The 19023-nt window shown below is 50.8% G+C and carries 24 protein-coding genes and 3 tRNA genes; 14 read left to right on the top strand and 13 right to left on the bottom strand.

The annotated features are described in order from the left end of the window. The first annotated feature begins 1 nt into the window (after window position 1). Complete coding sequence (locus SU32_RS15280) at window positions 2-805, top strand: HpcH/HpaI aldolase family protein (protein WP_082376824.1); 804 nt, start codon at window positions 2-4, stop codon at window positions 803-805. Between the two features lie 6 nt (window positions 806-811). Here the strand turns inward: SU32_RS15280 and SU32_RS15275 are convergent, their stop codons facing one another. The 8 genes from SU32_RS15275 to SU32_RS15240 form a co-directional block, all read right to left on the bottom strand. Continuing rightward, window positions 812-1369 (bottom strand): RBBP9/YdeN family alpha/beta hydrolase, encoded by a 558-nt coding sequence (locus SU32_RS15275; RefSeq protein ID WP_054000246.1) that lies wholly within the window; start codon window positions 1367-1369, stop codon window positions 812-814. A gap of 49 nt (window positions 1370-1418) precedes the next feature. Next, window positions 1419-2294 (bottom strand): EamA family transporter, encoded by an 876-nt coding sequence (locus SU32_RS15270; protein WP_054000245.1) that lies wholly within the window; start codon window positions 2292-2294, stop codon window positions 1419-1421. After that, window positions 2294-3616, bottom strand: a complete 1323-nt coding sequence (purB, locus tag SU32_RS15265; protein ID WP_054000244.1) for an adenylosuccinate lyase — start codon at window positions 3614-3616, stop codon at window positions 2294-2296. The genes SU32_RS15270 and purB overlap by 1 nt, the downstream gene beginning before the upstream one ends. A 61-nt stretch (window positions 3617-3677) precedes the next feature. Continuing rightward, window positions 3678-4175 (bottom strand): hypothetical protein, encoded by a 498-nt coding sequence (locus tag SU32_RS15260; protein ID WP_054000243.1) that lies wholly within the window; start codon window positions 4173-4175, stop codon window positions 3678-3680. 14 nt (window positions 4176-4189) lie between these two features. Next, window positions 4190-4942: a DUF2259 domain-containing protein gene (locus SU32_RS15255; protein WP_054000242.1), complete on the bottom strand. Its 753-nt coding sequence runs from the start codon at window positions 4940-4942 to the stop codon at window positions 4190-4192. A 15-nt stretch (window positions 4943-4957) separates the two neighbouring features. Then, window positions 4958-5641 carry a ribulose-phosphate 3-epimerase gene (gene rpe, locus SU32_RS15250; RefSeq protein ID WP_054000241.1) on the bottom strand — a complete coding sequence of 228 codons (684 nt, stop codon included), beginning with the start codon at window positions 5639-5641 and terminating at the stop codon, window positions 4958-4960. A 60-nt stretch (window positions 5642-5701) separates the two neighbouring features. Next, entirely contained in the window at window positions 5702-6718 is a 1017-nt protein-coding gene (locus SU32_RS15245) for a P1 family peptidase (protein ID WP_054000240.1), read from the bottom strand. Then, window positions 6715-7731 carry an ABC transporter substrate-binding protein gene (locus SU32_RS15240; protein WP_144421167.1) on the bottom strand — a complete coding sequence of 339 codons (1017 nt, stop codon included), beginning with the start codon at window positions 7729-7731 and terminating at the stop codon, window positions 6715-6717. The genes SU32_RS15245 and SU32_RS15240 overlap by 4 nt, the downstream gene beginning before the upstream one ends. Window positions 7732-7878: 147 nt before the next feature. Here SU32_RS15240 and SU32_RS15235 point away from each other — a divergent pair, with 147 nt between their 5' ends. From SU32_RS15235 to SU32_RS15210, 6 genes are read left to right on the top strand one after another with little or no spacing between them, the layout of a single operon-like run. Beyond that, window positions 7879-8799 carry an AAA family ATPase gene (locus SU32_RS15235; protein ID WP_054000238.1) on the top strand — a complete coding sequence of 307 codons (921 nt, stop codon included), beginning with the start codon at window positions 7879-7881 and terminating at the stop codon, window positions 8797-8799. Beyond that, complete coding sequence (locus SU32_RS15230) at window positions 8799-10061, top strand: vWA domain-containing protein (protein ID WP_082376822.1); 1263 nt, start codon at window positions 8799-8801, stop codon at window positions 10059-10061. The genes SU32_RS15235 and SU32_RS15230 overlap by 1 nt, the downstream gene beginning before the upstream one ends. Next, window positions 10061-10378: an XdhC family protein gene (locus SU32_RS17450; protein ID WP_054000237.1), complete on the top strand. Its 318-nt coding sequence runs from the start codon at window positions 10061-10063 to the stop codon at window positions 10376-10378. Before SU32_RS15230 ends, SU32_RS17450 begins: the two co-directional genes overlap by 1 nt. Beyond that, on the top strand, window positions 10379-11071 hold the full coding sequence (locus SU32_RS15220; RefSeq protein WP_054000236.1) for an XdhC family protein: 693 nt from the start codon (window positions 10379-10381) through the stop codon (window positions 11069-11071). Between the two features lie 5 nt (window positions 11072-11076). Then, the gene (locus SU32_RS15215) at window positions 11077-12087 is read left to right on the top strand and encodes a molybdopterin-binding protein (RefSeq protein WP_054000235.1); all 1011 of its coding nucleotides are present in this window, start codon (window positions 11077-11079) and stop codon (window positions 12085-12087) included. After that, entirely contained in the window at window positions 12084-12671 is a 588-nt protein-coding gene (locus tag SU32_RS15210; protein WP_054000234.1) for a nucleotidyltransferase family protein, read from the top strand. The genes SU32_RS15215 and SU32_RS15210 overlap by 4 nt, the downstream gene beginning before the upstream one ends. Here the strand turns inward: SU32_RS15210 and SU32_RS15205 are convergent. Beyond that, on the bottom strand, window positions 12656-12883 hold the full coding sequence (locus tag SU32_RS15205) for a DUF2256 domain-containing protein (RefSeq protein WP_054000233.1): 228 nt from the start codon (window positions 12881-12883) through the stop codon (window positions 12656-12658). The two genes, SU32_RS15210 and SU32_RS15205, sit on opposite strands and share 16 nt — an antisense overlap. A 61-nt stretch (window positions 12884-12944) precedes the next feature. Between SU32_RS15205 and SU32_RS15200 the strand changes: the two genes are divergently transcribed. Next, window positions 12945-13814, top strand: coding sequence for an alpha/beta hydrolase (locus SU32_RS15200; protein ID WP_054000232.1), 870 nt, complete (start codon window positions 12945-12947; stop codon window positions 13812-13814). A 24-nt stretch (window positions 13815-13838) separates the two neighbouring features. Here the strand turns inward: SU32_RS15200 and SU32_RS15195 are convergent. The 3 genes from SU32_RS15195 to SU32_RS15185 all read right to left on the bottom strand — a co-directional run bounded on the left by SU32_RS15195 (window position 13839) and on the right by SU32_RS15185 (window position 16011). Next, window positions 13839-13913, bottom strand: a tRNA-Glu gene (locus tag SU32_RS15195). Window positions 13914-14186: 273 nt separating this feature from the next. Next, a complete protein-coding gene (locus SU32_RS17445) occupies window positions 14187-15416 on the bottom strand; it encodes a YcbK family protein (RefSeq protein WP_245625555.1) in 1230 nt (409 codons plus the stop codon). Window positions 15417-15570: 154 nt separating this feature from the next. Beyond that, window positions 15571-16011 (bottom strand): VOC family protein, encoded by a 441-nt coding sequence (locus SU32_RS15185; protein ID WP_054000230.1) that lies wholly within the window; start codon window positions 16009-16011, stop codon window positions 15571-15573. Window positions 16012-16233: 222 nt separating this feature from the next. Between SU32_RS15185 and SU32_RS15180 the strand changes: the two genes are divergently transcribed. The 6 genes from SU32_RS15180 (at window position 16234) to SU32_RS15155 (ending at window position 18634) form a co-directional block, all read left to right on the top strand. Beyond that, window positions 16234-16812 carry a cold-shock protein gene (locus SU32_RS15180; RefSeq protein ID WP_211097791.1) on the top strand — a complete coding sequence of 193 codons (579 nt, stop codon included), beginning with the start codon at window positions 16234-16236 and terminating at the stop codon, window positions 16810-16812. 41 nt (window positions 16813-16853) lie between these two features. Next, a complete protein-coding gene (locus SU32_RS15175) occupies window positions 16854-17321 on the top strand; it encodes a DUF192 domain-containing protein (protein WP_054000228.1) in 468 nt (155 codons plus the stop codon). A 102-nt stretch (window positions 17322-17423) separates the two neighbouring features. After that, window positions 17424-17500 (top strand) — tRNA-Pro (locus SU32_RS15170). A gap of 41 nt (window positions 17501-17541) precedes the next feature. Beyond that, complete coding sequence (locus SU32_RS15165) at window positions 17542-17847, top strand: ETC complex I subunit (RefSeq protein WP_054000227.1); 306 nt, start codon at window positions 17542-17544, stop codon at window positions 17845-17847. 74 nt (window positions 17848-17921) lie between these two features. After that, a tRNA-Arg gene (locus SU32_RS15160) sits at window positions 17922-17998 on the top strand. A 237-nt stretch (window positions 17999-18235) separates the two neighbouring features. After that, window positions 18236-18634, top strand: a complete 399-nt coding sequence (locus SU32_RS15155; protein ID WP_054000226.1) for a Kazal-type serine protease inhibitor domain-containing protein — start codon at window positions 18236-18238, stop codon at window positions 18632-18634. On the opposite strand, the gene SU32_RS15150 is transcribed toward SU32_RS15155, so the two are convergent. Further along, window positions 18631-18990 carry a response regulator gene (locus tag SU32_RS15150; RefSeq protein ID WP_054000225.1) on the bottom strand — a complete coding sequence of 120 codons (360 nt, stop codon included), beginning with the start codon at window positions 18988-18990 and terminating at the stop codon, window positions 18631-18633. The genes SU32_RS15155 and SU32_RS15150 overlap by 4 nt on opposite strands. Window positions 18991-19023 lie beyond the last annotated feature (33 nt).

The following is a 19023-nucleotide window of genomic DNA, read 5'->3' as shown; positions in this document are numbered from 1 at the left end:
CATGGCAAAACCATATCAAATGGCAAACCTGCTTCGCAGTGGCGACACGCTTTTAACAGCGTGGTCGTCATTGCCTAGTGCTGATCTGGTTGATCATCTAGCGACAACCGGATTTGATGCCGTCACCCTTGATATGCAGCATGGCGGGCATGATGAAAGATCTGTCTGGGACGGGCTTTCAGCTATTATAAACCGACAAAAATGCGCCGTTGTCCGTATTCCGGTTGGCCGCAATGATATGACATCGCGCGCGTTGGACATGGGCGCTGATGCCATTATCGCGCCGATGATCAATTCGGAGGAAGATGCCAGAGCATTTGCCGATGCCGCCAAATATCCGCCGCTCGGCAGCCGCTCCTGGGGCGCAACGCGCGCGCAATCTTTGCGCGGGCTGGAAGGCGGCAATAAGTTTCTGGCAAGCGCCAACAATGAAACACTTGCTCTGGCAATGATAGAAACCCGCGAAGCCGTGACGGCACTCGATGATATTCTGGCTGTTGATGGGATTGATGGCGTTTTTGTCGGCCCTTCCGACCTGTCGATTGGCTGGACAAATGGCGATAGGGTGGATCCGACGCTGGACGACATGATGAAGGCAATCGCCATGATTGCCAGCAAAACGCGTGACGCAGGTAAATTAGCCGGTATTTTTTCAATGAATCCAAGCGATGCGCCACGTTTCACGCAAATGGGGTTTCAATTGATCGCGCTCGGTTTTGAAACAAGTCTGATCAGCGCTGGCGCGCAGCGATTTATAAAGGCAGCCAAAGACGGCGATCAGATTGACCTGGACGGTGGCTACTGACCGCGCCTAAAGCCGTTTCATAAACTCGGCAAATACCATCAAACCTTCCGGCCAAGGGCCGTGTCCCGTTTCACCGTTAATATGGCCGCTTTCGCCTGCATCAACAAAAAACGCGCCCCAGTCGGCGGCAGTTTCCTGCATCCTCTTCTGATCGGAAAAACTGTCATTGCTGCTGCCGATAACAAATGTCGGGCAGGGCATAGGTCCGGTCGGGTAAGGGCCGAAAGTCATCAAATGTTTGGGCCGAATCTTCGGATTGGCAACATCAGGCGGCGATACGAAAAACGCGCCGACGACTTTCTTTTTCACATCGTCATTTTCATTAAGAACATGCACAGCCGCCGCAACGCCCAAGGAATGGGCCACCAATACAACCGGCTTGTCGCTGGCAAGAATCGCCTTTTCGATTTCCTTTTTCCAGTCCTCACAAACCGGTTTGTTGAACTCGGCTTGATTGACACGCGTTGCGTTCGGCATTTTAGCCTCCCACCGCGTTTGCCAATGGTCCTCATCGGCACCTTTAAAGCCCGGAATAATCAGAATATTTGCGTCACGAATTTTCATGGGTGCAAAGTGGGTATTGGCGTGAGAATGTCAATATTGTCGTACAAATTCATTGTTTGATTTCGCGCAAACTTTTCCGCCTGATCACAGCAATTGCCAATCCGATAAACACGAGCGCAGCACCCAGCAGTGTGACAGCGCTGAGCGGTTCGCCAAATATCAACGCTGTCGACCCCATACCGAATATCGGTATGAGTAGCGCAAAGGGCGTAACTGCCGCCGCGCTATGCTTTTGCAATAGGAATACCCACGCCGTGAAAGCCAGCACGGTTGTCGGGTATGCGAGATATAAAATTGAAGCGATAACAATCGAGCTTGGCGGCCAGACAGGTAAAACGCCAAATGTGGTGCTTTCAATCAGGCTCGATAAAGCGAACAATGGCACCGGTGCGAACGCAGCAGACCACACCACATAGCCAAGCATGGAGTTTGGCTTTGCTTTCTTAGAAATAATATTGGCAATGCCCCATGCGGCGGCCGAGGCGATGGTCATGAAAAACGGAACAAGCGGCGCTGAAGCGCCAAGCCCCCAACCGATTACGCCGACGCCGCAAATCGCAATCGCAGCGCCTGTAATCTGCTTTGGTGTCGGCTTTTCACCCATCAAAACGAAGGCAAAGAAAATCGTGCAAAACACCTGAAGCTGCACAACCATGGAGGCAAGGCCCGGCGGCATGCCCAGCCGGATCGCCGTAAAAATAATGCCGAACATAATCGTGCCCTGCATGACGCCATAACCGGCCAGATTGAGCCAGCCGACATTGGGTTTACGCACGAAGAAAATCAGCGGCAGCGCCGTCAATAAATAGCGATACCCCGTCGCCATAAGCGGCGGGATTTCAAGAACGGCATATTGAATGGCAACAAAGGCGGTGCCGTAAATCGCGGCCACCAAAATGGCGAGCGCGATGTGGGCGGCAGGCATCAGCCAAACACACGGTCAAAAATCGTATCAACATGTTTGGTGTGATAGCCAATGTCGAACTTGTCGCGGATTTCTTCTTCGCTCAAAGCTTTTCGCACATCGTCGTCGGCAAGCAATTCATCCAGGAACACGGGCGGATTTGGCAGGCGTTGCTGATACGCATCCCAAACTTTCATCGCATTACGCTGTACCAGACGGTAGCTGTCTTCACGGCTGACACCGGCCTGTGTCAGCGCCAGCAGAACGCGCTGTGAATGAACAAGACCGCCAAGCGCATCCATATTGGCAAGCATACGTTCGGGATAAACAACAAGATTTTCAACCACATTGGTCAAACGGGCCAGCGCAAAATCAAGCGTCACCGTCGCATCAGGTGCGGCCATACGCTCCACTGATGAGTGTGAAATATCACGCTCATGCCACAGCGCAACATTCTCCAAGGCTGGCGTTACGAATGCACGGACGATACGTGAAAGACCGGTGAGGTTTTCAGTTAGTACCGGATTGCGCTTGTGCGGCATCGCGGACGAACCTTTTTGGCCTTTGGAGAAAAACTCTTCAGCTTCCAGCACTTCGGTGCGCTGCAAATGGCGCACTTCTGTGGCCAGACGCTCAATCGAAGAGGCGATAACACCAAGAACAGCAAAATACATGGCATGGCGGTCGCGCGGAATAACCTGCGTGGAAACAGGCTCCGGCTTCAAACCCATGGATTTGGCGACATGTTCTTCCACAGCAGGATCGATATTGGCAAATGTGCCGACAGCACCGGAAATGGCACAGGTCGCGATCTCTTCGCGCGCAGCCAAAAGACGCGCTTTGCAGCGGTCAAATTCGGCATAGGCCTGCGCCATTTTAAGACCGAATGTAACAGGCTCGGCATGAATGCCGTGCGAGCGGCCGATACAGACAGTATATTTGTGTTCTTCGGCACGTTTTTTGATAGCAGCGAGCAGCTTGTCCATATCTTCAAGCAGCAGATCGGTTGCGCGCATAAGCTGAACATTCAACGTCGTGTCGAGCACATCTGATGATGTGAAACCCTGATGGACAAACCGTGCCGGTTCGCCAACGATTTCAGCAAGATGGGTCAGAAACGCGATAACATCATGCTTCGTTTCACGCTCAATCGCGTCGATGCGCTCAATGTCAAAGGTTGCGGCATTTCCCTTATCCCAGATCGTGCTGGCTGCCTCTTTGGGAATAACGCCAAGATCGGCAAGAGCGTCGCAACCATGAGCCTCAATTTCAAACCAGATACGAAACTTGGTTTCAGGCGACCAAATATCGACCATCTGAGGGCGTGAATAGCGAGGGATCATGGGTAAAACTCATCATTATGTTAATGTATGCTGCACCGCCTAACAGATGATGGCGCAATGCTCAATCCGGCTGACGGTTTAACCACCAGCTTGTTATCGCAAGGCCGATAATGCCTACCGGCAGGTATAGCCTCAAGCCGATAACGAAATAGGTATAAACCGAACTTCCGGCTGTAAAAAACTGCTGCCAAAACCATACTTTAGAAAAGGCGGGGTGATGCCATTGCGCAAAATAAAGGCGAAACTGCAACGCAAACAGGATTGCGGTAAAGAAAATTGTGCCGCTTGCCAAAAAGAAGATAAGCAAAAAAAGCCGCAACTTGCCGGACTTGGTAGAGAATAGCCGCGCTAGATAAAGCGACGGCCAAAAGGCAAGCGTTGCGCCAAGTGCATAAAAAGACGCAACGGTGATGGTCTGCTCACTGAGCACCCAACCGCGCGAATAGACAAGAGCAAGCAGGCTGGCAGTGCCGCAAACCAATGTCCAGAAAAGCCAAGGTAAAAGCGAGGCATATGCTGGCGGTAATGCCTGCGCTAGTCTTTTCCGTATTGCGATCATCGGGCTTTCCGCAGTTAATTGCCGGCTTCAGCGCGAGTTGTAACAGCCATCCAGCGATAATCCGGCCCTTCAAAACCGAAGGATTTCACAGCAATTGTTACCACGTAAACAGGTTCAGTGGTTGGCGGATAATCAGCGCTTGGCGGATAATAGGTATATACACCGCCGATGCGGTATCCGGTCGGGCAAGCGCGTGACGCCGGTACGCTCTCATCCTTATGCAGCACTTTAACCGTTTGGCCGGTTTGAGTGGCAATCTGTGTCAATGTGAAGCCGGCAGAACTGTCCGTAACACCGGCACATGTTTCAGATGGCAGAAATTGCTGCTCTTCCAAACGAAACTCAATGACAGAATCAATGGGTGGCATCACCGGACGCGGGTTGACCGCCATGCGGTAAGGATCTGCCGATAGTTCAGTCACGCTGTTCAAACCAGCCGTATATCCGTCGACAAGATCATTATCGGCGATAATGGCACTACCTGATTGTGCTGCCATATCACGCACGTCATCGACACTGACTGTTTCATCATCAATGCGCTTACGGATAGGCGATCCGCTGACAAAGCTGTCGGTCGCCGTATCGATATAAAAGCGGTTGGCATATGGAAAGCCGGAGCCGTCCTGAACGCCATACTCTTCAAAGGCAAAGATTGAACCGTCTTCAGAAAATCCAAGTACATTGAGTGTGGAAAAATCACCGGCAATGGCAGCATTGCTAGAAAGCACAACAAATGCAGCCGGGATAAGAGAACGCTTCATCTTCATAGCAAACCTCGAAGGTTAGGGGCGGTTGGTTTCTGCTGCTTTGCGTATGGCATTGATGTTATCACGATAGGCATCAATTGTCCCGCCTTTGAAAACCGCTGATCCGGCCACCAGCGCGTTGGCACCGGCTTTCGCACAATCAACCGCTGTTTCAGTGGTCACACCACCATCCACTTCCAGATCAATCGGACGCTCGCCAATGAGCGCATGAATATCCGCCATTTTATCTGTAACGGAGTGAATAAATTTCTGCCCGCCAAAACCAGGGTTGACGCTCATAACAAGAACAAGATCAACCATATCAATCACTTGCTCGACAATATTCATAGGCGTCGCAGGATTGAGCGCTATACCGGCTTTTTTGCCAAGGTTACGAACTGCTTGCAGTGAACGGTGCAAATGCGGTCCGGCTTCCGCATGGACTGTGATGATGTCACAGCCTGCTTTGGCAAAGCTTTCCAGATACATATCAACCGGCGAGATCATAAGATGGCAATCAAACACCGCATCGGTATGCGGGCGCAGTTTTGCTATCACATCAGGTCCGTAGGAAATATTAGGCACAAAGTGACCGTCCATAACATCCAGATGGATCCAGTCTGCACCGGCTTCGGTAACGTCACGTATTTCCTGACCGAGTTTTGAATAATCAGAGGCAAGGATTGAGGGAGCGATTTTGATGGGGCGGTGCGATGTCATGATCTTATTTCCGTAAGCATGAAATTGGTGCGCCCTGATTGGCCCCTGAGCGCATCCAAGTCAACGCATGGATGACCAAACAGGCATAATATCCCCGTCTTGCGGCGTTGCTTCATAAATCCCGCGCGCCACAGCCCGCGCCATGGTGCTGGCCGCAACAGCGCAAATATCAATCATTGCATCCAGCGAGCCATTAAGCGCCACCTTGCCGGTTGAAACCCCGAAGATCAGATCACCGTCAAGCGGCGTGTGTGACGGCCATATTGCGCGGGCAAACCCGTCATGAGCCGCAATCGCAAGGCGCTGGCATTCAGCTTTCGTCAGGTTGGCGTCAGTCGCGATAATGCCAATAGTCGTATTGGTGCCGGTTTTTGCCGGACCGCGATCGCGGAACTTGATACGTAAATCCTTGGCATCTTTCGGCAATGGTGAAGGATGACCATAGCCGCCGAACTCACCATCAAGTTCAAATGGGGCCGACCAAAAATGATGTGCGTCGCCGATCGTTGTGCTGCCAAGCGGATTGGCCGCAACCAGAGCGCCGATGGTGACACCTTGCGTTTCAATGACCGAGGACGCCGAACCAAGCCCGCCTTTGATATTTGCGGTCAGAGCGCCGGTACCCGCGCCAACCGAACCCAGGGCAAAATCCTTACCAGCATTTTCTACCGCATTCGAACCAAGCGCCATATAGGGCGATTGCTCTGCCCAATCCTTATTGCCGCCATTGATCAGGTCAAAGAGAATGGCTGACGGTACAATCGGTACGCGAACCGGACCAACTGCAAAGCCGCGGCCCTGACGTCTCAAAGCGTTGGTGACACCGGATGCGGCATCCAAACCAAAAGCGGAACCACCCGATAGAACAAGCGCGTCAACGCCGCCAACCGTATTTTGCGGTGCCAGAAGATCAGTCTCGCGCGAGCCCGGTGCGCCGCCAAGAACCTGAACGCTGGCCGTATAAGGTTCATCACAGAGGAGGGCGGTGACACCGGATTTCAGCGATAAATCCTGTGCGTTACCAACGCTCAAACCGTCAATATCAGTGATAAGGTTACGCGGCCCGCGGACAATCATCCGTTGTTTCCCTCAAATGGTATTGGCTTGCCGTCACTGATCTTAAATATGCTGAACCATTGGCGGTCGTTTTCGCCGTCGAGATCAAAGCGAATGAGGCCCAAATCTGTTTCAAATGGCTGCGCAGTCATCGCGCGCGTCATGGTCGTTTCATTTTCCTTGGCATAATCAAGCGCTTGAACACCGATCTGTTTTGCCGCCTTTGCCAGTTTTGAAAAATAACGGCCGTCCGTATTGCTCAAAATATCGGAAAGTCCGGCAAAAACAGCACCTTCCGGCAAAGTACCATCAGCGGGAGGGGCGAGAAATGCGTTGCCGCCTGCGAAGGTAACATCAAGGCCTATGGCAGCGGCATCTTGGCCCATAATGGATACATCATACGCATCGCCGCCGACAAACACATGCGTTGCACCTGACTTTGCAATACGCCGCACGAGACCTGCCTGTCGTTCAAGCAATGGTCTGTAAACATCGGTAAAGACCGGCGTTAAATTATCTTCTTCAAACAATGCGCGCACATCCTGCGCCAATTGCCGACCGTAGAGCGTACCGTCATCAATGATTGCAAAGGGTTTGTCGCGCCAGCTTGCCTTCAGATATTCGCCAATAGTGGCAGCTTCATTCGATATATTGGGGCCGAGACGGAAAACAGGCCATTCAGCGCGTTTTTCGCGGTCAGTAATGTCGTCAACTTCAACGCCAAGAGTTAGTATGACGGCATCTTTTTCGCTCTTTGCAACGATGTCGGCAGCGGCATCCAGTGATTCAACGCAAGGAAGGCCGTAAATAAAGCGCGCGCCATTTTGCAAAGCAGTATTTGTTGCTGTTGCCGCCATATCAGCTTCACAACCATCATCTTTGGCAATTGTGTCAGCGCCCTTGGCCATTTGTTTGCCGATAAAGGTGCTGGTGCCGCTTACCGGTGCGATAAGCTGCTTTTCCTGTGCTTTTACAGGCAAGGCATACAAAACCAATGCCAAGGTCAAAGCAATTTTATTTAGCTGCAATCTCATATTGCTTTGATGCAACGGGAATACGATCAGAGCAAGGCATAAAGTGCCGCTTTGCAAGCGCAATCGCTGCACTATTTCAATGTCTGGCTGGTTGCACAATTTTGTTCAATCGCGTTTGATAGCTAATCCATGTGCAGAGGAGTAGACATGGCAACATCATTGCCAAACTCGATTGACGAAACGATGCAACTGCTCGGCGATGCCGGATATCTGGCAGACAGACCGCTCGCAACAGTTCTTTATCTGGCCCTAAAAATGCAGCGTCCCTTGTTTTTGGAAGGTGAGGCCGGTGTTGGCAAAACCGAAATTGCCAAAGTGCTGGCAATGGCGCTTGAACGACCATTGATCCGTTTGCAATGCTATGAAGGCCTGGACATTTCAACGGCGGTTTATGAATGGAATTATCCGGCCCAGATGATCGCATTACGCCTTGCCGAAGCCGCCGGTGAAAAGGACCGCGCCGGACTGGAAGAGGGCATCTATAACTCAAAATATCTGATTGAACGTCCCGTCTTGCAGGCTATAAAAGGCGAAAGCGGTAAAGCGCCGATCTTTCTGATTGATGAGCTGGATCGTACCGATGCGGCCTTTGAAGCTTTTTTGCTTGAAGTCCTGTCTGATTTTCAGGTCACGATCCCTGAACTGGGAACAGTTAGAGCGGCAGAAGATGCCAAACCAATTGTTATCATCACCACAAACCGGACACGCGAAATTCACGATGCGCTCAAACGGCGATGCCTTTATCATTGGGTAGATTATCCCGACGCACAACGCGAATTGCAAATCGTATCGCTTAAAGTGCCAAACGCGAATGCTCGGCTTTCAGCCGAACTCGTGCACTATGTCCAAAAGCTGCGCGGCCTTGATTTGTTCAAAGTGCCGGGTGTGGCCGAAACGCTCGACTGGGCAAGCGCGCTAACCGAACTGGACAAGCTGGCACTCGATCCTGAAACCATATCCGACACATTGGGCGTATTGCTGAAATATCAGGACGACATAGCCAAGATCGGCGATGGTGAGGCAGAAAGGCTGCTTGGCGAAGTACGCAATGAAATGGAAATGCCGTAATGCATAGCGCCGATTCAGACGGACGTCTTGCCGATAATATTATCTTTTTTGCCCGCGCGTTGCGCAAAGCCGGAATGCAGGTCGGTCCCGCATCGGTAAATGATGCAATTGAGGCGGTTCTGGCATCGGGCATTGGCAGCCGCGAGGATTTTTACTGGACCCTGCACGCCAACCTTGTCAAACGGCATGAAGACAGTGCGGTGTTTGAAGAAGCGTTCCGGCTTTATTGGCGGTCACGCGAATTGATTGAAAAACTTCTTGCGATGTTCTCGCCGCAGGCACCGGCAAATTCGCGCCGTGAAAAACAGCGCATCGGCGAAACCCGTGTGAGCGACGCACTGTTTGAAGGGCACCGCAAAAACAAACCCGAAGACGAAACGCCTGAAATCGAGGTAGATGCGCGCATGTCGGCATCAGGCAAGGAAATTCTGCGCCATAAAGATTTTGCGCAAATGAGTGCGCAAGAGCTGAGAGCCGCCAAGCGCGCGATTGCCGAAATGAAAATGCCGGATGATCTTATCAAGACACGGCGTTATCGCCCCGCGTCAAACGGGCAGCAATATGATCCGCGCGCAACAATGCGTAAATCAGTGCGCGGCGGTGCAGACCTCATTTTGCCGCAGTTCCGCACCCGAAAAACGATCAAGCCACCAATTGTTGTGCTGGCGGACATATCCGGCTCAATGAGCCAGTATTCACGTGTGTTCTTGCATTTCGTCCATGCGTTGTCAGAACAGCGCGGCGATGTTCATTCGTTTTTGTTCGGTACAAGATTAACCAATATTACGCGCCAGATACGTCACCGCGATATAGACCATGCCATCAGCCAATGCGTGCTAGCTGTTGATGACTGGTCCGGCGGTACACGCATCGGCGAAGCTCTGCATGCGTTTAACCGGTGTTGGTCGCGGCGCGTCCTCGGACAGGGGGCAACCCTCATCATCATTACAGATGGTCTGGAGCGTGATGATGTTTCGGTTTTAGATGTTGAAATGCAGCGTTTGCAGAAAACAGCACGGCGCGTGATATGGCTCAATCCGCTCTTGCGTTTTGACGGATTTGAGCCACGTGCGCGCGGTGTCAAAACAATGCTTGATCATGTTGATGAATTTCGGCCCGTTCATAATATCGATAGCTTGCAGGGACTTTGCGAAGCATTATCAAGCACTAAAGTGCCAACAGCACCTAAAAAGCGACATAAGCAATCACCCGTAGTGCCTTATGGTGGCGCAAACTTACAACCGGTAAGTGGAGTTTCGTAATGGATATGCTCGATCCGCTCATTTATGCAGAAAAATGGATGCTTGAGGGCAAGGAGGTCGTCATTGCCACCGTGATCAAAACATGGGGTTCAGCGCCGCGTCCGGTCGGCAGCCACCTTGCAATCTGTGAGGACGGGACATTTGAAGGATCAGTTTCCGGCGGATGCGTGGAAGGTGCTGTCATCGAAGAAGCATCGGAAGTGATGAAAAGCGGCCAACCCAAAACATTGGAGTTCGGTGTCGCTGATGAGACGGCCTGGCGTGTGGGCCTAAGCTGCGGTGGGCGTATCGAAATCTATCTGGAGCGCGTTGGCTAGATGGATCCGAATCTTCTCAAACAACTCAATGTGGAACGTGCTGCGCGGCAAGCCTGTGCCGTTGTCATAGATCTTGCTGATGGCCGCGACAGGCTGGTCAAAAAAGCTGACAGCAGCGCGGTACAAGGACCGCTCGGCGTTGCTGTTCAAGTCGCATTGCGTTCAGGAAAATCATCAATATTTGAAACGGAAGGGCGATACTTTTTCATCAATGCGCATGTGCCGGCGTTGCGTATCGTCGTTATCGGTGCCGTGCACATATCGCAAGCGCTTGTGCAGATTGCCCGCGCCGTGGGTTATTCAATTGAGATTATCGATCCACGAACAGCATTTGCAACGGCGGAACGTTTTCCCGATGTTGACCTTCATGCAGAATGGCCGGAGGATTATCTAAAGAATCACCCGCTGGATGCCTATACGGCCATGGTTGCTGTGACCCATGATCCAAAGATTGACGATACAGCACTGATCGAAGCGCTTATAGCCAACTGCCTTTATGTTGGTGCTTTAGGAAGCCGTAAAACGCATGAGAAGCGCGTTGAACGGCTGATTGCTGCAGGTGTAAGCGCTCCCGCCATTGAGCGTATTGCTTCGCCTATCGGCCTTGATATTGGCGCAGCGAGCCCCGGTGAAATAGCTGTTGCTATAATGGCGCAGATTATCGAAGCGCTGCGCCGTCATGATGGAGCCTAAGGCATATGCGCTTTGGCACGTTTCAAATCGACAACACAGATCTGGTCGGCGCAAAGCTCGCGCACCGTACTGTTTTGAAAAATGATGTCAAATTCCCCAAAGGAAAAGTTTTATCTGAAGCGGATTTAACCACGCTTCAACAAAGCGGGTTTGAGACTGTCACGGCTGCCATTTTGGAGACCGGTGACATCTGGGAAGATGAGGCGGCGCGTCTTTTGTCCGAAGCGTTTGGCGGCACCAAAATTCGCATTGGTAAAGCGGCAACGGGCAGGGTGAACCTTTATGCGGCCTGTGATGGCATTTTGACGTATGAACGTGAAAACTTTATTGCCTTTAACAGCGTTGATCCGCGCATCACATGCGCTGCGCTAAAGCCTTACGAGCGTGTTGAGAAAGGCCAGATGGTTGCAACGGTAAAAATCATTCCTTTCGGTCTGCCAAAAGCAGTTTGCGGGAAAGCTATAAATGCCTTGAGAGTCGATATTTTCAATGTCCACGCATATGACCACGATTTAAAAATTGCGCTTGTTCAGACTCAGCTTGAGGAAACTGCCGCCAAGGTGCTTGATAAAACGCAGAAGGTGACTGCAGAGCGGTTGTCGGCGTTTGGTCTTGAACTTGATGCGTCTGACCGTCGGCCGCACAAAGTCGAAACACTGGCTTATCATCTTTCTGGCGCGGCAAGCGCGCAGGATATCATTATCATTTTTGGTGCATCGGCGATTTGCGACATTGTCGATGTCGTGCCGCAGGCGATTGTTCGTGCCGGTGGTGAAATTGATTATTTGGGTATGCCGGTCGATCCGGGTAACCTTATTTTGCTTGGCCATATCGATAAGACAACAATCATCGGCGCACCGGGATGCGCGCGCAGTATCAAGCTCAATGGCTTTGACTGGGTGCTGGAAAGGCTTTGCGCAAGACTGCCTGTTACCAGTAAAGATATTGTTGAAATGTCAGTCGGCGGGCTTTTAACGGAAATTCCAAGCCGCCCCAGCCCGCGAGACAAGTCTTGAGCGCGCCGCAATTTAAAATTGCCGGTATTATACTGGCTGCCGGAAAATCCCGCCGTATGGGACGTGACAAGCTGCAGCTTAAAGCGCGTGACGGGCAAAGCATATTAAATACAATCATTGATGTTGCGGCTTCATCCACACTTGATGAGGTGACGGTACTTTTTGATGAGGGGAAAACGCATCATGAACAGTTCAAGGTCAGCTTCGCCGCTATCAGATCTGATAATATGGCGCAAAGCGTCAATGCCGCTATTGATCACGCGACAGCCACTGGCGCATCCCATGTCATGATTATTCTCGGCGATATGCCGGCAGTTGTTACAAGCGATATTAACGCGCTTATTGAGCAAAGCCAGAAAACACCCAAGGCGATCGTCCGGCCCACACATAAATCAGAAGCCGGTAATCCCGTCATTTTACCATTGCGTTATGCCAGAGAATTTAAAGCAAAACTCAGCGGCGACGAGGGCGCGCGCACAATTTTTGAGACTGGCCAGTTTGATATTGTAGATGTTGAATGCGGCGCGGGCGTTCTTATTGATATCGATACGCCGGAACTCTACCAAGCCTATTTGCGCGATTGATCCGCCGACTTGTTGGACTTTGCCTCACGGCGGCAGCGCTGCGAGCAATATTTCACATCTTCCCAGTTTTTGGCCCAGGCTTTGCGCCAAACCATGACACGCCCGCAATGCGCGCAATCTTTTTCCGGTAATATGGGTTTTACATGAGCCATAATGTTCACATGGTGCAATTTTGGCCAAAAGTCCATGCGCAGAATGATCTTTTCAGCCAAGGCCAAATGCCTATGATGATCAAATAAATGCCGCGAACAGAATTAAAGGACTGGTGACATAATGAAATTATCTGGAGTTTGTGCTGTCATTGGGTTCTTTGTTATTTTTACCACCAGCGCCAGCGCACAGGAAACGCTAAGACCATTCAAAGACCGTCTATTTGCCTATCCGCAGACATTGGAGAAACGGGACGGCGGTAACTATCTTAAAGTCGATTACCGCGAGCAGCGTGATATCAACGGCCGTGATGCCGTGCCTGAAAGGCGGGTAAAACGCCAATATGTTGATCTTGCGGGCCGCCGCGCAACGAAATCAGCGCAGCTTGAAACATCGCAAGGCATATTGAAATATCAGTTCGCTGGAAAAACCGGCAATGCAAAGTTCATCACCATTTATATCCACGGCAAAGGCGGCAACGCAAAGCAGGGTGTTAATGATTATAGTTTTGGCGGAAACTTCAACCGCATCAAAATGTTGATGCTCAAAAATAACGGCCTTTATCTTTCGCCGGATGCCGGTGATTTTTCTAAAAATGATCTGGCGAAAATTGAAGCACTTATCGGTGCGGCCGCTTTAAACTCTCCGGGCGCGAAAATCATACTGGCATGCGGTTCGGCGGGCGGGGCGGTTTGCTACCATCTGGCGAATAGGAAAAATATCGCTCAGCGTTTGGCCGGTATCACATTGCTTGGCTCGTTCTGGAATGATTCTTTTTTCGCGTCGCAGGCAGCCCAACAAAGAGTTCCGCTTTATATCGCCCATGGCAGCCGCGACACTGTTTTTGATATCGCGCAGGTCGAAGCATTTTATGCGCGCACAAAAAGCAAAGGCCTACCGGTACGCATGGTGCGCTTTGAATCAGGCACACATGGAACGCCAATCCGGATGGTTGACTGGCGCGCAGCGATTAACTGGATGCTGTCACAATAGTGTAATCATTTAGGGGAAATATCTTGGTACGCCCTAGGGGAATCGAACCCCTCTTTCCAGAATGAAAATCTGGCGTCCTAACCGATAGACGAAGGGCGCGTCCAAGATGCGCGGTATATATGCAAGAAATTTTGAGGCCGCAACCCTGTTTCTTCATCTGAATGATGTTTTTTTTAGTCCTTTTCCAAACAGGCCGAAAATAAGCAGAAAACACGCCAAAATGCGGCGTTTGACGGACCTAATTTGTTTGTGAATAAACAGTCAGCAATATTTACCGGATACAAATGTTCCAAATCACATTCGGTTCGCTTGTCGATAGCGGGTTTGAAGAATGCTGATATGGAATCGCGCAGGCGAGTCAGCGTCTAAAAATTATTTTTTGCGGCGGCAGCGCCAGTTCCAGTCGCGATTCGGGCCGATATCAATATGGACTGACTTGGTATGGCAATAAGTGCCAACGCCGCCACGACCCGGCATGGAGCGCAAATATTTAGCCAGTGTCCACTTGTCGACGCCTTCGACCTGAATGTCGGCCGCCGCACAATACATGTGCAATGAGTTCTTCGCGCCACTTGCACGTTTATTGCGTGACGGGCTGCGATAACCCGATGTTACAACAGCTGGCTTGCCGTATCTTCTCTCGACTTGTTTCAGCACACGCACAAGGGCGGGCTTCAAGCATTTCACATCAACATTACCGGTCTGCGTCTGAATACCATTTGGAGCCAGACGTGCGAGACCGGCAGCTGAGGCCAGTTGAATTGGCCTGTTATCCGATGAGGATCCGGAATTGATTCCCAACGCCCGCTCGCGGTTAACACCCGGCAATGCCGAGCCGCTGCTGGAACCTGATGCCGTTGCAATAACACGTTGCGGCGCAGGGGCAGGCTTGGCAGATATCTTTCTTTCGCCGCCAACCGGCAGGGCTGGTCGTTTGGGCGCATTACCGAACAAAGCGCTTAAAAAGCCCGGACGGTTTTTCGCCGGAGCCTTTTTGATTTGCGGTGATGGCACAAGTGATGCCGCTGCGATGGATGCCGACGGCACCGGAATAGCTGAAGGGGCAGGAGCGGCAGATGGCGTATTGGCAGCAGCGATACTTGTTGTTGCCTCTGCACTTACCGGCGCTGATGGCGCGGCATTTGCTGTTGCTACGCCGGACGTGGAGTTTGCGACCGGTGCAGAAGCTGCCGCAGCAATGCGCTGTGTTGCGACATCATCAATATCACCTGTAGCTTCGGCAATGACAGCTTGCGGTGCGTCGGCTGCAATTGCCGATTGATTTGCAATAGATCCTGTTACAGCTTCGGCTGATTCAACGGTCGGTGTATCGGATGGTGCTAATGCGGCTAAAGCAACGTCGGATTCAGCGTCTTCTTCCAGCTCACCTTCCGCATCTGCTTCTTCCTGCGCTTCGGCATCGCTCAGAACATCTTCATTGTTAAGCGCGAGAATATCGGATGGTTGCGGGACCTGTGTTGTCGCCGCAAAGCCTTCAGGTGTGTTGATTGTGGAGCTTACGCATCCGCTCAGAAGTATCGAGCCACACACTGTTGCAACGCTAGCCGTCAGATATAGATGTCGCTTGGCTATGCGTCTCAACCCTGTAATCCCCCGATTCCCATCAATAAATTAAAACTTTTACATGGACTTAGTCGGTAAACAAAGTCCTTACCGTCAATAGTAATAATTATAATATGTGCGCCTATTGTCTAAATAAGGCAAAAAAATGAACTTTTGCAATAAGCCGGCTACTTTACCAGCTGCCGGTGTTCTCCATTGAGGCCCAAGGTTCCTTGGGTTCAAGATGATCGCCTTTTTGCAAAAGTTCAATCGAAATACCGTCGGGCGAGCGCACAAAAGCCATGTGACCGTCACGCGGCGGACGGTTAATCGTCACGCCTGCGTTCTGCAGTTTTTCACACAATGCGTAAATATCATCAACAACATAAGCCAAATGGCCGAAGTTACGGCCACCCTGATAATCTTCAGGATCCCAATTGTAAGTCAGTTCGACCGCTGGCGCTTTGCCTTTCAAATAGCTTTCCTTGTCTTCCGGCGCTGTAAGAAAAATCAGCGAAAAGCGGCCTTTTTCATTATCGATGCGGTTCACTTCCTCCAGACCAAGTTGGTTGCAGTAAAACTCCAGTGATTCCTCAAGATTTTTGACGCGAACCATGGTGTGAAGATAGCGCATTGAATGCTCCTAATATAAATTAACCGATGCAGACGAATCTTCGCCGCAAATACATATGAACCGGATACTAGGGCGCAGTTTCAATCAGGCAAATAAAAAAGTTGGGCATTTTTATTAAAACTTTACGTTTTGTTTATTCCGTATTGCTGCGGACAAATGTTATGTTCTTCTCGAATCAGGCGTTGCCCATCTGGATTTGCCTGTTTCCGAGGGGTGTTTGTAATGAGTGATAAGTCGCAGCGACCGGAAGGCATGGAGTTCGTCGACCACAACGGCGAAAAAGTCGTATCTGTAGAGATTACAGGTACGATTAAATGGTTCGATATCGGCAAAGGCTACGGTTTTATTACTCCTGATATTGCTGAATATGGCGATGTAATGCTTCATGTGACGTGCCTGCGTCGCGACGGTTTTCAAACAGCTCTGGAAGGTGCGCGCATCGTTTGCGAAGCCAATAAAGGCCAACGCGGGCTTCAGGCATTTCATGTTTTGTCTATGGATACCTCGACGGCGGTTAATCCTGCCAGCACTGAGGTAAAAACCCACGAGCATGTCGTTCCCACCAGCGGCTTAGAACGGGTTATCGTCAAATGGTTCAACCGTACCAAAGGGTTTGGTTTCCTGTCACGCGGCGAGGGCACCGAAGATATCTTTATTCATATGGAAACATTACGCCGCTTCGGGCTGACAGAATTACGGCCGGGGCAGGTGGTGATCGTGCGCTTCGGCAATGGCGACAAGGGCCTTATGGCCGCTGAGATATATCCTGATATCGGGCTGCAGCCACCTGCCGCGCATTGAATGTCAGTCGAACTGGCATTTGCCATAAGGCATCAACAGCTATGAAAATCTTTATCGGCCTGTTTGTTTTCTTTTTCGCTGTGGCTTGCAGCAATGCACAAGAACCGATGCGGCTGGATGTCGACCCTCAGAAACTGACAATTGTCGAGCAGACAGCAACAATTGCCCAATTCGAGATTGAAATTGCCCGCACAGATGCTGAGCGGTCCGCCGGTTTAATGCACCGCACCGATTTGTCGGAAGATCGCGGTATGCTTTTCATCTTTGATGGTGAGAAGCAGCGATTCTTCTGGATGCAGAATACTCCGACACCATTGGATATAATCTATGCCGATGCCCGCGGCACGATTGTCCACATTGCCCGACAGACAACGCCGTTTTCAACAGATCCCATTCCGTCGCGCAAACCGGCTCAATATGCTTTCGAAATTCATGCGGGCCTTTCAAAAAAGCTTGGCATCGACATTGGCCAGACGCTGCAACATGGTGCAATTGGCATCGCTCAATAAGAAAATAGCAAAAAAATCAAATTTATTTGGAATCTGTGCATTCTATGTATTGCTCATTTCAAATCAGCCGTGTAGTGGACTGCCAGCGTGGAAACACGAAGTCGGAGCGTAGCGCAGCCTGGTAGCGCATCTGGTTTGGGACCAGAGGGTCGCAGGTTCGAATCCTGCCGCTCCGACCATTTCCCAAACGGCTTACTCTGTTCAACCAGGATTAAGATTAATGACCGCACGCATCTACAGCCCCGCAAAAACCGCAATGCAGTCCGGCAAGGGAAAAGCAAGCGTCTGGCTTGTAGAGTTTGACCGTTCTTCTGCTAGAAGTATTGACCCTTTGATGGGTTATACGTCATCAGGCGATACACAGACGCAGGTTAAATTGCGCTTTGACAGTAAAGAAGATGCTATTGCCTATGCGCAGAAGCAAGGTTTGGCATTCCGTCTGGAAGAACCGAAACAGCAAAAACGCCGTAACGCTTCCTATTCGGATAATTTCAAATTCGACCGTAAGGTTCCTTGGACGCACTAACGCCGGTTTTACGACAATTTGTTCGTTTGCGGACTTGTCGAACACTGTTCTTATGGCTAATGCATGCCTAGTGCGGACCCGTAGCTCAGTTGGATAGAGCAGGTGACTTCTAATCATCAGGTCGAAGGTTCGAATCCTTCCGGGTTCGCCATTTGTAAGTGCTGATAGTAGGCACGCTTTAAATACTTCCCCTAAGTACAATTTGGCGCATTAGGCTTGTTGAGTGTCAGCAAACCATACTCATATAACGATATTTAGCTGTATCAATCGCCAGCGCAGCGCAAGATTGCCAAGGACCGCGCGCTAGACTATAAATTTTGACAGGCTGTGAAAATAAATTCGCTGACAAAAGCAAAAGCATGTCCGTGACTGTCGAGAGGTTATTTCTATGCTTTGGTCAAATCTGGTTCCCAAAATAACAGTACTGTTTGGCGCGGCTTTCATTTTGACAAGTTGCACCGTTGTGGTTGACGAAGGTGCGGAACGTCCGCGTCCGCCGCGCCCTGACCGCCCTCAGGTCTGCACGATGGAATATAATCCCGTTTGCGCACGGGCACGTGGCAAGGAGCGCACATTCTCCAATGCGTGTATGGCACGCGCAGAAGGTTTCCGTCCTGTATATCAGGGCAAATGCCGTACGCATTCGGAACGTCCGCAGAGAGTTTGTACGCGAGAATTTGCACCTGTCTGCGCACGGCGCGGAAATGTCAGACGTACTTTCCCCAATGCCTGCACAGCGCGCAATGCCAACTTCCGCATTATACGCCCCGGTTCGTGCCGTTCTTAATCCAGAAGGCCTTCCCTGAGTTTTTCCCGAATGACGAATTTATCAATGACGGTTATTTCGGGAAACTTAGGCGCCAGCTTGAAGCATTCATCATTGATTGACGCTGATATCACATATATTTTGGCGTCATTTGAAAGTCTGGTAATAGCGGGCAGCGTTTCGCGGAAATCAGCATAGGGCCGCAATCTATTATCGAGAAAGACAGAAGCGAACTCCATTTGTGATAATTTTTCCACGCCTTCTTCGAGTGTTGTGGCCACATGTAATTGGCATTTTCCTGCCGCCAAATGATCGACATAGGCGCCGAACAGCTTGTGCTCATTCAGATCGTCGTCAATTAACAATATATTCTTCATTAAATTTCCGCCCGATACGCTTGTTAACCAAAT

The sequence above is a fragment of the Ahrensia marina genome (assembly GCF_001293565.1).
GTDB classification, from domain to species: Bacteria; Pseudomonadota; Alphaproteobacteria; order Rhizobiales; family Rhizobiaceae; genus Ahrensia; species Ahrensia marina.
This window is presented reverse-complemented; position numbering and strand designations above follow the sequence as displayed.